General features: G+C 69.2%; 6 protein-coding genes. All 6 read left to right on the forward strand.

Annotated features, from left to right (window positions below; translation table 11 throughout):
* Positions 1 to 62: 62 nt before the first annotated feature.
* Genes ACFYNL_RS05890 through ACFYNL_RS05915 form a run of 6 tightly spaced genes read left to right on the forward strand, consistent with a single transcriptional unit; the run spans position 63 to position 14,544 of the window.
* The gene (locus ACFYNL_RS05890) at positions 63 to 2,432 is read left to right on the forward strand and encodes a hypothetical protein (RefSeq protein WP_388796983.1); all 2,370 of its coding nucleotides are present in this window, start codon (positions 63 to 65) and stop codon (positions 2,430 to 2,432) included.
* Positions 2,429 to 4,657: a hypothetical protein gene (locus tag ACFYNL_RS05895; protein WP_388796987.1), complete on the forward strand. Its 2,229-nt coding sequence runs from the start codon at positions 2,429 to 2,431 to the stop codon at positions 4,655 to 4,657. The genes ACFYNL_RS05890 and ACFYNL_RS05895 overlap by 4 nt, the downstream gene beginning before the upstream one ends.
* 5 nt (positions 4,658 to 4,662) lie before the next feature.
* Positions 4,663 to 8,289: a DUF6519 domain-containing protein gene (locus ACFYNL_RS05900; protein ID WP_388796990.1), complete on the forward strand. Its 3,627-nt coding sequence runs from the start codon at positions 4,663 to 4,665 to the stop codon at positions 8,287 to 8,289.
* A gap of 45 nt (positions 8,290 to 8,334) precedes the next feature.
* On the forward strand, positions 8,335 to 10,413 hold the full coding sequence (locus ACFYNL_RS05905; protein ID WP_388796993.1) for a hypothetical protein: 2,079 nt from the start codon (positions 8,335 to 8,337) through the stop codon (positions 10,411 to 10,413).
* A gap of 20 nt (positions 10,414 to 10,433) precedes the next feature.
* Positions 10,434 to 12,485: a hypothetical protein gene (locus ACFYNL_RS05910; RefSeq protein WP_388796996.1), complete on the forward strand. Its 2,052-nt coding sequence runs from the start codon at positions 10,434 to 10,436 to the stop codon at positions 12,483 to 12,485.
* 16 nt (positions 12,486 to 12,501) lie between these two features.
* Positions 12,502 to 14,544, forward strand: coding sequence for a WD40 repeat domain-containing protein (locus ACFYNL_RS05915; protein WP_388796999.1), 2,043 nt, complete (start codon positions 12,502 to 12,504; stop codon positions 14,542 to 14,544).
* The last annotated feature ends 10 nt before the right edge of the window (positions 14,545 to 14,554 follow it).

The raw sequence follows: 14,554 nt of genomic DNA on the forward strand, positions 1-14,554 counted from the left end.
CGACCGCGTCCCCACCTGGCCGACAGGTACTCCGGCGCCGTGCCAGCACCCACGGCCAGGCCATGGCGAGGATGCGTGCGACGCTGGCGGGGGAGCGGCAGCCGCTGCGCGTGCGAGCGCTGGCCCGTCGCCCGGCAGGCGAGCCGGCACTCGCCCTCCTCGACAACTGGGCGATCGTCGCGGACATCGTGGCGTTCTACTCGGAACGCATCGCGCAAGAGGGATACCTGTGTACGGCCACCGAGTTGCGCTCCGTCGAGGAGCTCGCCCGCTTTCTGGGCCATGAGCTCAGGCCAGGCGTCTCGGCGGAGGCGGAGATCGCCTTCAGCGTGGAGGAGACCGATGGGGCACCGCCCCTCGTCAAGGTCCCGCGCGGCATGCCCGTGCAGAGCATCCCCCGACAGGACGAACTGCCGCAGATCTTCGAGACGGACGCCGAACTCGAGGCGCGTGCGGTGTGGAACGCCATGCACGCCGTTGACAGAGACCCCCAACTGCTGCGGTTCGACAGTGATCACGTGTGGCTCGCTGATCTCGTGCCCGACGTACGGCCGGGCGACGGGATCCTCGTAGTCGGTGACGAGCGCTGGGCGTCGGACTCCGGCGACGGCGCACGACGGTGGGCCTTCCGAAGGGTGAAGGCCGTCCTGTCCGAGCCACAGCGACGATCCGGCTGGAGTCGGCTCGAACTGGCTGCCCGGGAGAGCACCGCCTCGGACCCGGTAGCGGACGAGGGCGTGAAGGTCCTCCGGTTCACCGAACGGTGTCACGCCTTCGGCTGGAACGCGCCGCAACCGGCGTTGATGACCCGTCCGGACGGGACCGAGCCGCCCGAGTCCTCGAACGGCGACTGGGACGACATCGGTGTGCCGAGCGGCCCCGACGGCGACATCGTCGAGATCGACGGTGACAACCCGCGCATCACGCCCGGGTCCTGGATCGTGCTGGAATCAGCGACTGCTGAGCCCGCGTTGTTCAAGGTCCTCTCGGTGGCTCCGTCAGGCGCAGCCCGCTTCGGACTCAGCGGCCGCACCACCAACGTACGCGTGGACAACAAGGACGCCCTCGGCGCATTCGAGCGGCGCGGCACGTTGGCCCACTGTGTGCCGGTCGACCTGCCGGCCGGACACGCTCCCCGCATCGCCCCGCTCCGTGGTCCGGCACTGCAGATGCACCGCACCACACCGCTGCCGCCCCCGGGACGGCTGGTCCTCGTCCAGGGGCACGACGTGTGCGACGGCACCGAGGTCGTGGAGGTGACCCGCGTGGTCGTCAGCGAACGAGACACCGCCGACGCGACGGCCATGACCGTCAAGCTGGAGGACAAGCTGACGCACGCACTGGACCCGGCTTCCGTGGTCGTACACGGCAATGTGGTCACCGCGACGCACGGCGAGACGGTGACCCAGGTCCTCGGGAGCGGCGACGGCCGCGGCGCGTTTCCTCGCCTGAGCACTCGCCGGGGCCCGCTGACATACGTGCGAGCGGCCACAGCGGAAGGCGCTGCCGGCACCCTGACCGTCCACGTCGACGGGGCGGAGTGGAGGGAAGTGCCCTCCCTGAAGGAAGCCGGGCCGCACGACCGTGTCTTCACAGTCCGCAACAGTGCGGACGGCACCGCTCACGCGGTCTTCGGCGACGGTGTGCACGGTGCGCGCCTGCCCACCGGCGCGGAGAACGTGACCGCGGTGTACCGCGTCGGAACGGGTGTCGACGGTGCGGTGGCGGCCGGTCAGCTCAGCCTCCTGCCACAGCGGCCGTTCGGCATCCAGGAGGCGACGAACCCGGCTCCGTCCCACGACTGGGCGCCACGGGAAGAAATCGAGGACATGCGCCGCAACGCCTCCTTGCGCCTGCGCACGCTCGACCGGGTGGTCTCCGTCCGGGACCATGAGGACTTCGCCCGTGGCTTCGCAGGCGTAGGAAACGCTCGCGCCGACGTGGTCTGGGACGGCCAACGGCGTGTCGTCGTCGTCTCGCTCACGGGGACGGATGGCGCCGACGCCGGAGAAGGACTGATCGACGCCCTCGGGACCGCGCTTGCCGCGGTGCGCAACCCCGGAGCGCCTCTCGTCCTGCTGCGTGGACAGGTGCTGCCCTTCGGTGTGCGGGTCGGAATCCACGCCGACCACGCGTTCGAGCGGGACGCGGTGTCGGAAGCGGTGACCGCTGCCCTGGCCCGAGACTTCGGCGCCGCGCGGCACGCTTTCGCCGCGCCGGTCACGGCCGCCGCCGTACTGCTGTCAGTCCGCACGGTGCCGGGCGTCATCGCCTGCACGATGCCGCGGCTGCGGCGCCTGCCCGTCGTGGCCGGCACTTCGGAGGGGGAGGTTCTCACAGCGGCGCCCGCCCTGTACGAGAAGGGGATGCGCGCCGCCGAGTTGTTGAGCGTGGAGCCCGACGCCGTGGAAACAGAGGTGATGGCGCCATGACCGACACGGCGTCGTCCGGCACCCACCGCGAACAGCGGCTGCTGGACCTCCTGCCTCAGCACCTCCGCAAGCGTGACGAGGCCTCGGGCGGCACCCTGCGCGCCCTGCTGACCGCCGTCGCCGACGAACTCACCGTCCTCGAAGAGGATCTGGAGGACCTGCTCGACGGCTGGTTCGTGGAGACGTGTGCCGAATGGCTCATCCCCTATCTCGCCGACCTCGTCGGCATCGACGAACCGCTGCCCGACCTCGGCTCCGGCGCGAGCTGGCGGACGGTCGTGGGCCGAACGGTCGCCTACCGCCGGCGCAAGGGCACCGCCGCTGTGCTGGAGCAGGTGGCCCGGGACGTCACCGGCTGGCCCGCACGGGCAGTCGAGTACTTCGGTCTGCTCGCCGCCACGGCGCATGTGAACCACCTACGGCTGGATCGCCCAGCAGTCGTCTCCTTGCGCGGTCGGGACAGGCTGGACCTCACCGGCTCCGCTCACGACCTCCGTGCCGACCGGTCGACACCCCCGCCCGAACTCGTCGACCTGACCCGCGGCGCGCTCGACCCGCTGCCACGTACCGCGGAGGTGCGCGGCATCGAGCGAGGCCGCGGCCGCCACGGAATCCCACGCGTGGGCATCTTCCTCTTCCCCTGGCACACGTACGAGGTGGGAGAGGCCCGTCCGACGGGCAGCCTGGAGGACGCCGGGTGGGCGCAGGCACGGCCGGTGGACCGGGGATTCTCGGTGGATCCGCTGGGACGGCACTCACCCCTGTTCGCGGGGTCGCGGCACGGCACCGGCATCGAGCACCTGGCCCAGGAGGAGGACCTGCCTCTGCCCCTGCGCCCACGACGCCTGTTGGCCCTCCTCGAGGCAGCTCGGTCGGACGCCCTGCAGCCTGAGGACCTGCCGGTCGCCGTGCGGATCGGGCGCACCGCCCAGACACTTCCGCCGGACCGGCTGTCGGTGTGCGGGCTGGAGAACCCGCCGACGCTCGCCGGTGACCGGGTGAGCATCGACACGCTGACCGGCCACCTGCACGTCCACCACGACAACGCGCCGGCGGGCCCCGAGACACAGGTCTTCGTGCGGTACGCCCATGGCGGGGTCGCGGACGTCGGCGCCGGTGTCTACGACCGCTCGGAAGTGCTCGAACGAGTGCTCGCCAGTGATGCGTTCGACGAACGTGAGGGCGTCATCGGCCAAGTCTCGGTGCGATCCGGCGCGGAGACTGGGCCCCATGTCGTCCCGTCCGTCTCGGAAGCCCTTGCACGCGCCGAGGCAACGCTGTCCAGGGGCCCCGGGGGAGCGGGCCGCTCCGCGGCAGGAGCGACCTTCGTGGTGTCCATCGGTGACAGTGCCCGATACGAGGGCGAGTTGAACCTCGACGTTCCCGAGCGCACGAGGCTGCTGCTGGTCGCGGCCGCATGGCCGCGGCGCCAGGTTCCCGGTGGCGATCCTGCGCGCCCGAATGTCGGCACATACGTGCCCGACGGCCTGCGGCCCCATGTTCGCGGTTCCCTCCGGGTGAAGGGCGCTCGCGGCTCCTCCGTGGTCCTGGACGGCCTGGTCCTCGACGGAGATCTGCGCGTGGAACCAGGACAGGCCGGCAGTATCACGCTCTCGCAGTGCACCGTGGGCGGTCGGCTCTCCGTGGCGGGCGGCGACGCACCTGACGTTACCAACGGCGACCTGAGGGTGAACGTGGTGCGCAGCCTCGTCGGCGGTGTCGAGCTGGCGCCGAGCGTGCCGGTCCTGGCGATCAGTGACAGCGCCCTCGGCCCTCTGCCGGGTCACGACGGACTCACCCTGTCAGGAGAAGGCGCTCATCTGTCGCTCCGGGGTGTCACCGTGCGCGGCGGTGCCACCGTGCGTTCCATGGACGGCGAAAGCTCCGTCCTGGACGGCCCCGTGCGGGTCGAGCACCGCCAGACCGGGTGTCTGCGGTTCTGTTACGCCCGCCTCGATTCCCGGGTGCCCCGCCGATTTCGCTGCGTGCCCGGAGAGGGCGACCGGCCGGACATCGCCCCCGTCTACGCCTCCGAGAACCCGGGCTCCCCCCTTTTCCTGTCATTGGCCCGTACCTGCCCGCCCGTCATCGTCCACGGCGGTGAGGGAGGCGCGGAGATGGGCGTGCACCACCACCTCGGGCGGCCACTGCGACTGAGCGCGGCCGGCAAGCACCTCGCCTCGTATGTCCCTGCTGGACTGGAGATCGGGATCTTCGGGAGTTGATTGGCATGCACGGTGACTTCACACGGTGGACCTTCTCCCCGCGACACGGGTATCGCTCGGTGCTGATGCAACAGGGCCGTGTGCTGCTCGACGCCGACTGGAACGAGCAGGCCGAGATCATCGCCCACCACGATCACATGCGTACGAAGGACAGCGTCGGAGTCAGCGGCGGCCCAGCCGACGCTGCCGGATTCGCCATTACCGCAGTGGACGGGTCCGAGCCGCGAGAGGCGGCGTGGGGCGATCTGCGCATCGCCCCGGGGCAGTTCTACGTCGACGGCGTCCTGGTCGAGGCCGTACCACCGCCGACCGCCGGGCCCGCCCCCTTCCGCGGTTGGCCGCTGGGCGACCAGCCGCACGTACGACCGCTCCCCAAGACACCTCCCGCAGGTGTTCCAGGCGAGAAGACGCCGTCCGTGGAGGAGCCTCCCGACGGCACGTACGCCGCCGTGCTGGACGTGTGGACGCACCACGTGACCGCCGACGAACTGCCGTCGCTGCGCGAGCCCGCCCTGGGCAGCCCGGACACCACGACCCGGGCCCAAACGGTCTGGCAGGTACGTCTGATCGACGTCGACCCCGACGCAACCTGCACCGATCTACACACATCCGAGCGCTCTCCCCGGGCACTCGGACACATGGTGGCGCAGCTGCGGGAAGCGGCCGGCAGCTCAGACCCGTGCCGGATCACCGCGTCCGGCGGATACCAAAGGCTGGAGAACCAGCTCTACAGGGTGGAGATCCACCAAGCGGGGCCGGGTCCGGCGACGTTCCTGTGGTCGCGGGAGAACGGGAGCGTGGTGGCCGGCCTGACGGGACTGGACAACGCGACCGCCCCGGGGATGGCGGAGCTGACGCTGGACCGCGTCGGCCGGGACGAAGAGCTGTCGATCGGAGAGGGCGACACCGTCGAGATCACCAGCGTGGACCGGCAGCTGAGGGAACTGCCCGGGTTCGTGGCGACCGCCGAAGTGCCCACAGGGCTGCGGTTGCCCGTGCGGTGGGCGGACCCCGAGCAGGCCCCCACCGATCTCGCCCAACTCGGCCGGACGCCTCTGATACGCCGTTGGGAGGGCCCCCCACGCTCAGTGAGCAGCGCCCCGCAGGACCTGGAGGACGGCCTCCAGGTCGGCTTCCCGGACGACGGCGTCCACGCCACGGGAAACTACTGGCTCATCCCCGCCCGCACGACTCGTCAGGTGTACGGGATGACAGCACAGGCCGGCACCATCGACTGGCCCACCGCGGGCAACGCACCGCTGGCATGCCCGCCGCTCGGGCCGCGCCACCACCTCACGCCGCTGGCGATCCTCGTGCGTGACGGTGGCAGGTGGACGCTCCGTTCCGACTGCCGGCGGCTGTTCCCCAGCCTCACCGAACTGGTCACCCTCAACCTTCTGGGCGGTGACGGCCAAGAGGCGCTGCCCGGTGTGATGCTGCCGCAGCCGGTGCGGGTCGCTGTGCGCAACGGCGGACGGCCGGTGGCCGGAGCGCGGGTCCGGTTCACGACCTCCGGGGGGCAGGTGACCGGCACCGACGGCGTACTGGTCGACGAGGCGGTCGTCACCGGTCCCGACGGGGTCGCTGCCGTCAAGTGGGCGCTCGCCAAGGACGGCGGGACGACGCAGACGATGGAAGTCCGTCTCCTGGACGGGCCGATGCGGGAGTCGGCCGCCCTCACGGTCACCGGCCGCCTCAGTGTGGCGTCACAGATCGCCTGGGCCCCGGCTGCCGGGTGTGCGGGGCTGTCCGGCGAGGCGACGGTCCAAGCCGCCCTGGAGCGGTTGGCGGGCGGTGCGGAGTTGCGGCTGTTGGGGGGTGACGGGCAGCATCTGCGTGCTCCGGCCAGGGTGTTGCCGCAGCCGGTGCGGGTGATCGTGGACAGTGCGTGTGGTCCGGTCGGGGGCCGGACGGTCACTGCGTCTTCGGTGGGTCAGGGCGGGATCGTGAAGGCCAAGGCGTCCGGGGAGTCGACGGCCCCGGCGGAGCTTCAGGGGGGTGCGTCGGCGGACGCGGTGACGGCGGGGGACGGTTCGGCGGCCTTTTGGTGGCAGCCGGATCCGGCGGCGTTGAGCAGCACGCTCACAATCGCTCTGCAGGGCGACACCACCCGGGCACCCGTCACCGTCACCGCCCAGGCACTGGCCGAGACAGGCGGACCCGCGGCGCCCGTCACCGCGAACGCGGTCACCTGGGCACCACCCGCGTCTTGCACGGGCTTCGCCGCCGTCGGCGATGTGAAAGACGCTCTGGACAAGCTGGTGCTGAGGGCGGAGTTGCGGCTGTTGGGGGGTGACGGGCAGCATCTGCGTGCTCCGGCGAAGGTGTTGCCGCAGCCTGTGCGGGTGATCGTGGACAGTGCGTGTGGTCCGGTCGGGGGCCGGACGGTCACTGCGTCTTCGGTGGGTCAGGGCGGGATCGTGAAGGCCAAGGCGTCCGGGGAGTCGACGGCCCCGGCGGAGCTTCAGGGGGGTGCGTCGGCGGACGCGGTGACGGCGGGGGACGGTTCGGCGGCCTTTTGGTGGCAGCCGGATCCGGCGGCGTTGAGCAGCACGCTCACAATCGCTCTGCAGGGCGACACCACCCGGGCACCCGTCACCGTCACCGCCCAGGCCCATCCGACGACCGTGTCGGCGAACTCGGTCACATGGACACCTCAGGGGGCCTGCGCCGGCTTCAGCGGAGTTGGCAACGTCAAGACCGCGCTCGACACGCTGGTGGCCAAGGCGGAACTGCGGCTGCTGGGAGGCGACGGGCAGCAGCTGCGCTACGGCCTTCCCGTCCTGCCGGAACCGGTGCGGGTCGTCGTCGACAGCCCCTGCGGCCCGGTCTCCAATCAGACCGTGACCGCGACGGCGGGGCCGGGAGCTCTCGTCCGGGCCAGGAGTTCCACGGAGACGACCGCGCCCTCCGGCCTCCAAGGCGCCGCCGCGACGGCGAACGCCCCGACGGGCGCCGACGGCTCCGTGGCCTTCTGGTGGCAGCCGGATCCCAGCGTGCCGACGGACACCCTCAGCATCGGTATCGCGGGCGACACGTCGCGGGCCCCTGTCACGGTCACCGCACAGACATCGCGCACGCCCGGCGTGCACATCGCGAAGATCGCCTTCGTCGACAACACGGTTTTCGAGAACGACAAGGAGATCACCTGCGCACAGCTTGCTTCCGGCATCAGGGTGACATTGGACGGGGACATCGATCCCACCAGCGTCACCGGCAAGCCGGTCCTGCATGTCTTCCTGGATCTTCCCTGGCCCGTCTCCCAGGAGACGACCGGGTGGACCGTCGACAAAGAGATCGCCCTCCGGGCCGTGGAGATCACACAGCGCTCCAAAATCACGGCTGAATCACGGAAGCTCACCTGGTCGCCGCCGGTCAAAGTCTCCAATTGGATCAAGAACGACGTGCGGACGAAGCTGCCCAACCTCCATGACCAGGTGATTCAAGGAAGGCTCGTGATCGACGGGTGGGCCATCACGACCACCGGAGCCTCCCCGAAGCGGTACCTCAACTGCCATGCCGCCGCTGAGACGACGGACGCGGGAGGGCAGGCGGTCACCCGACTGGTACTGCCCACCGACAACGAGGTCATGGGAGGCACGTTCGTTCAGTGGTTCACCTTGAAGGCATAGCCGACGTTCGCCGGGAGAAACAGCCGGTGGCGCAAGGAGCGGGACATGAAGTGGATCGCCCCATTCATCAGTTCCCATGACATCGACGGCCCTGTGACGTTGGGCGGTTGGGGTCCGGACAGCAGTTGGCTTGCCGCGACCGGGGGCGGCGTCGTGACGGTGGTCGAGGCGGACACCGGAACGGCTCTCTGGACCGTAGGGCGTCCCGACAAGATAACCTCCGTCGCGCTCAGCGGCGACAAGAAAACCCTGGCATCCGCCAGCAGCGACGGTGCCGTCCAGGTCTTCGACACGGCCACGGGCGGGTTGCGCCGTTCCATCAAGCGGGCGGCACCGGTGAACGCGGTCGGACTCGGCCCGGACGGCGCGTGGGTGGCCATCGGCGGCATGGACGAGACCACATCGGTGTTGGAGGTCGCCTCGGGTGCCGAGTGGTTCCGGCTCCTGCACGACGGTCCGGTCAACGTCGTGGCCGTCAGCCCGGACGGCCTGTCGGTCGCCAGCGGCGGTGACGACCCCGAGGTGCAGTTGGTGAACGCCCGGACGGGGGCCGTGCGTTCCGTCCTCTCACACACCGGTGCCGTGACCGCCCTGACCTGGTCCCGCGACGGCACGATACTGGCCACTGGCGACGACAGCGGGGTCGCCCGCGTTTTTGACGCCGGCTCCGGGCGACCGCGTTCCGCCCTTGAGCACACCGGACCTGTGAACGATGTGGCAATCAGTCCCGACGGCATCTGGGTGGTGACCGCCTCACTCGACAGGACGGCACACGTCTTCCATGTGGATTCCGGCGCCGAGCGCTTCAGCAAGACCCACGACGGCGCGGTCCGGGCGGTGGCTTGGAACAAGAGCGGAAAGTGGGTTGGGACGGCAGCCGACAGCGGTGCACTGCTCTTCGACCCCGACACCGGCGAGGAGCGCTTTCGTATCGAGGACGGCCAAACGGTCCATACCATCGGCTTCAGCCCCGACGGACAGCGGGTCGCCCTCGGAGGCGGCCGCGGCACCGCACGCGTCCACAGCCTTGCCACAGTGCGGGAACTGTATTCGATCACCCATGAATTCCCTATGGGCGGTGTATGCCTCAGCTCGGACGGGCGGTGGCTGGCAAGCGATTACAACAAAGTCTTCGACGCTGTGGACGGGTCTCTCCGTTGCCGGCTGGAGGAAAGCAGTCGTTCGCTGAAATTCTCCCCGAACGGGAACTGGGTATCAGCTGGCCCGTTCGTGATGGACGCGAAAACCGGTGCGCGGCGATGTTACGCGGAGAATGGTGACATTAGTCTTGCGAAATGGAGTCCGAGAGGACAGTGGATTGCCACGTACGGAACCCGAGGGACGGATATTTCTGACCTTATTATCAGTGGATGCCTGCAGGTGTCCAATGCGAGGACAGGCGCCAAGCGTTGGCGGATATTCGAAGAGAACGGTAGGTCGATATGGGTAGATCTGCCGACCCCGTTCGCCTGGAGTCCGGATGGCCGGAAAATTGCTGCCTATACACCGGATCTCGGAAGGCCGTACTTCGACCCCGCGGGTCCTGTCCCGCCGTGGGACAACCCCCTCCTGCTGCTTGACGCCCGTACGGGAGAGGTGAATCTCCGTATTCCACACGGCGACGCCAAAGTGCTGTCGTTGGCGTGGAGCCCGGACGGCACGCTCGTCGTCACCGGTAGTGACACATCGGCTCAGGTTTTCGACGCCACCACCGGAGTTCGCCGACGGCTCCTCGTCGCAGACTTCCCGGCACGGTGGGTGATGTGGAGCGCGGACGGACACACGGTGGGCGTCGCGGGGGGTGCGGCCGACGGGGGCGGCGGACGGGCCTTCGCCTTCGATGCCCAGTCCGGGGCTGAGCGTTTCAGAGCGGACTTCCCTGGACTCCGGCTGGTCGAGTGGAGCCCGAACGGGAAACGCCTGGCCGTCGTGGGTCATCAGGGCGTCTTCGTACTCGACGCCACAACCGGATCCATGCTCCGCCGTCTCGGCGCGGATGAGGCGGCTGCCGCCCTCTCGTGGGACGGGGACGGCCGCTGCCTTGCCACGGTTTCGGATCCCGCTACCGAGGGCGCGCGGCCCACAGGCCGCGTGTACGACCTGGACGCCGTTCAGCCCGACTGACCAACCGGGAGGAGCACACCATGAGATGGCTCGCGAAATTCATCAGTTCCTACGCATGCGATGGCCCGGTGTCCGCCGTGGACTGGGGGCCGGCCGGCCGTTGGCTCGCAGCAGCCGGAGGCGCCTACGTGAAGGTGTTCGATACCGAGGCGAAGAAGATCGTCTGGTCCGCCACGCATGGCGGTGTGGTCAGTTCCGTCGCCTTCAGCAGGGATGGGAGCCGCGTGGTGTCAGCGAGCGGGAAGTCCGTTCAGGTCTTCGACGCGGCGACCGGCATGCTGCGCCGACGTCTTCCTCACACCGCGACGGTGAACGCCGTAGCCATCAGCCGCGACGGATCCTTCATCGTCAGCGGGGGCGGTGACGAGACCACACGTGTGTTCGAAGTCTCCTCGGGGGTCGAGCGTTTCCATGTCCTGCACGACGGTCCGGTGAACGCCGTCGCCGTCAGCCCCGACGGAAAGTCGGTCGCCACTGGGGGCGACGACCCGAAAGCCCAGGTCCTGAACGCCCAGACGGGAGCGGTGCGTTCCGTCCTGACGCACAACGGCGCCGTCAACGCCCTGGTGTGGTCCGGCGACGGCACTCGTGTGGCCACGGCCGCGGACGACGACGTCGCGCGGGTCTTCGACGCCGGCTCCGGGCAACTGCGATCCCAGCTGAGGCACGAAGCGCCCGTGAACGATGTGGCGATCAGCCCGGACGGCGCATGGGTGGCCACCGCTTCCGCCGACGGCACGTCGCACGTCTTCAACATCCACAGCGGAGCGGAACGCTTCAGCTGGAGCCAGGAGAGTCCGATACGGGCGGTGGCTTGGAGCAAGAACAGTAGATGGGTCGGCACTGCTTCCGACAGCGGCGCACTCCTCTTCGATCCGGTCAACGGTCAGGAGCGCTGCCGGATCGAGCAACCCGGGAAAGTGCACACCATCAGCTTCAGCCCCAACGGTCAGTATCTGGCCACAGGGGGAACCGACGACATCGCCCGCGTCCACAGCGTCGCCGCGGTGCAGGAGTTGTGTCTGATTCCCCTCGGGCAAGGGAACAATGGTGGTGCAGTGGCCTTGAGTCCGAACGGAAGATGGCTGGCATATGCCGCCAGTAACCGGGCCGCCACGGTCACGGACGTCCTAGACGGGTCGATCCGTTGTGTGCTCGCCGGCGGCGGCAAAGACGAGGCGGAGTTCTCGCCTGACGGAGAATGGGTGCTCACGGTTTCAAGGTCCTTCAACGGTACCGACGTCTGCGATGCGGCATCCGGTGCGCTTCGCTGCACGCTGGTGAGCAGTGGGGGCCGGCCCCTGGCTCGCTGGAGCCCCGATGGCCGGTGGGTGGCCATGTTCACCAATTTCAGCGGTGAGGCCTGGTCCTCGCAATGGGTGTCGGTTAAAAACGCCAAGACGGGGACCTCGCGTTGGGTGATCGAAGCACCGATGACCACGGATCTTGCCTGGAGCAGAGACGGAAAATGGCTTGCCGTCGGAAAATGGGACTCGACTGTGTGGATACTGGACGCGCGGAATGGAACGGAGCGTATCCGCATCGACCAGAACGACCACGTCAATTCATTGGCCTGGAGCCCTGACGGCGCACTCTTGGCCACCGCCACTTTCACGTCGGCGCAGATCCTGGACCCGGCCGACGGGGCCGAAGTTGCTCATTTGGCCAACGGCGTCTCACGGCAGGGGGTGTTGTGGAGCGAGGACGGACGTTTAGTGGCAGTGGTGGCCCAAGGGGTTGCGACCGAGGTTGGCTCGTGGCTCCATGTGTTCGACACCGAGACCTGGGACCGACGGTTCGCCATGAGACTCAGTGCCGCGTCCCAAATCGATTGGGGTGGGAACAGCCGTCGGCTGGCGGTGACGGCGGGCTACGGCCACGGAGTCACTGTACTGGATCCCCTGACCGGCGTCGTCGACTGCCATCTGGGACAAGGCGACGGCGTCATATCGACGAAATGGAATGCCGACTGCCGGGTCCTGGCGACGCTCTGCTCGCCGTTGTACGCGGGCCTCGGCAACAAACCGGACAGTATCCGCGTCTACGACCTGGATGCGGTCCAGCCCGACTGACCGGAAGGACCATGTCATGAGATGGCTGGCCACCTTTATCAGTTCCCACCAGTTCGACGGTCCGGTCACCGCAGTGGCCTGGGGACCGGACGGCCATTGGCTCGCTGCAGCCGGAGGCCGCGACGCGGCGGTGCTCGATGCCGCGTCGGGGAGGCCCGTCTGGTCCGCCCCGCACGACGGCGTGGTCGGCGCCGTCGCGGTCAGTGGCGACGGGAACCGCGTGGTCTCGGCCGGCGGGGACAATGCGGTTCACGTCCTCGACGCGTCGACGGGTGCCGTCCTGCGTCGTTTCCCGCACACGGCGGCGGTGAACGCCGTCGCGATCAGTCGTGAGGGGTCGTTCGTCGTCAGCGGGTGCAAGGACGAGACGACGCGTGTGTTCGAGGTCGAGACGGGTGACGAGCGCTTCCGAGTTCTGCACGACGGTCCGGTGCAGGCCGTGGCCGTCAGCCCGGACGGTTCGGCGATCGCAGCGGGCGGCGACGACACCAAGGTCCGGCTGGTCAACGTGCAGACGGGCACCGTCAGTTCCGTTCTCTCCCACAACGGTGCCGTCAACGCGCTGGAGTGGTCCCGTGACAGCGCTCGCGTGGCGACGGCGGCCGACGACGACGTGGCCCGGGTCTTCGACGCTGGTTCGGGGCAGTTGCTCTCCCGGCTGGAGCACGAGGGGCCGGTGAACGATGTGGCGATCAGCCCTGACGGCAAGTGGGCCGCCACCGCCTCCGCCGACAGGACCTCACACGTGTTCAACGTCCGTTCCGGCGCCGAACGCTTCAGCAAGACTCACGACGGCGTGGTCCGGGCGGTGGGCTGGAGCAAGGACGGCAGATGGGTCGCCACGGCCGCCGACAGCGGAGCGCTCCTCTTCGATCCCGAGAACGGTGAGGAACGCTGCCTCATCGAGCACACCAAGGCGGTGCACACCCTTGGGTTCAGCCCCGACGGACAGCACCTGGCAACCGGTGGGACGGATCGGACCGCACGCGTCCACGGCCTCAGCACCGTGCAGGAACTGTGCCTGATTCCCTTCGACCGGTCGCACCGGGGCGTCGTGTCCGCGAGCCCGAACGGGAGATGGCTGGCGTTCACCGCAGCCAGTACCGGCGCCGTGGTCAGGGACGTCCTCGACGGGTCGGTCCGCTGCCGGCTCGCGGGCACCGGCGACTCCGCCGCGTTCTCGCCGGACGGTGAATGGGTGCTCACGTCGTCGTCGAGCCTTCTGGCACCGATGACCGGCGCCTCCGTGTCGGACGCGGAAACCGGCGAACTCCGCTGCAGCGTCGTCGACGGCGCCGCAGCGCTGTTCGCCGAGTGGAGCCCTGACGGTCAGTGGGTGGCCGCGTGCACGACGACGGGCGAACTCCACCCGAGGAGGCTGCGGGTGTCCAACGCCAAGACGGGGGATCAGCGCTGGTCGATCGAGGCGAACGGAGCCCTGGCGTTGGCGTGGAGTGCCGACAACCAGTCTCTCGCCGTCGGCATGGCGGCCTCAGCGGTGCGGGTGCTCGATGCGCGGAACGGCGCCGAGCGGATCGAGATCGCTCAGGATGGCCCCGTGGAATCAGTGGCATGGAGCCCCGACGGAACGCGCCTGGCCACCAGCAGCCTCTCATCGGCGCAGATCCTCGACACCGCCACGGGGGCCGTGCGACACCGTCTCGTCCACGACGTCATCCCGCTGAAGGTGATGTGGAGTGCGGACGGGGAATCGGTGGCCGTGGTGGCCATCGTGCCGCTGGAGAATCTCTGGCGGATCCTCGTGTTCGACGCTGACACCGGAGCCCCGCGGTTCACCAGGGACTTCGGCCACAGCTTCAGGGACGCGGCATGGAGTGCGAATGGCAGCCGACTGGCTGCGGCGGACGAGCACGGCGTCGCCGTACTGGATTCCTGGACCGGTGCTGTCGATGTCCGTCTGGGACCGGACGACGATGTCTCCGTCACGTCCTGGGACACCGACGGGCGGGTTCTGGCCACCTTCTCCTCGGCGAGTTTCACGGCGGGCAAGCCCACCCACATCCGTGTTTACGATCTGGACGCGCGCCAGCCCGACTGAACGCAGGCCC

It is taken from the genome of Streptomyces sp. NPDC007808 (assembly GCF_042868655.1).
GTDB lineage: Bacteria > Actinomycetota > Actinomycetes > Streptomycetales > Streptomycetaceae > Streptomyces.

Coding starts and splice junctions, on each gene's coding strand:
- ACFYNL_RS05890 (WP_388796983.1), top strand. CDS start 63: ATGGCGAGGATGCGTGCGACGCTGGCGGGGGAGCGGCAGCCGCTGCGC.
- ACFYNL_RS05895 (WP_388796987.1), top strand. CDS start 2,429: ATGACCGACACGGCGTCGTCCGGCACCCACCGCGAACAGCGGCTGCTG.
- ACFYNL_RS05900 (WP_388796990.1), top strand. CDS start 4,663: ATGCACGGTGACTTCACACGGTGGACCTTCTCCCCGCGACACGGGTAT.
- ACFYNL_RS05905 (WP_388796993.1), top strand. CDS start 8,335: ATGAAGTGGATCGCCCCATTCATCAGTTCCCATGACATCGACGGCCCT.
- ACFYNL_RS05910 (WP_388796996.1), top strand. CDS start 10,434: ATGAGATGGCTCGCGAAATTCATCAGTTCCTACGCATGCGATGGCCCG.
- ACFYNL_RS05915 (WP_388796999.1), top strand. CDS start 12,502: ATGAGATGGCTGGCCACCTTTATCAGTTCCCACCAGTTCGACGGTCCG.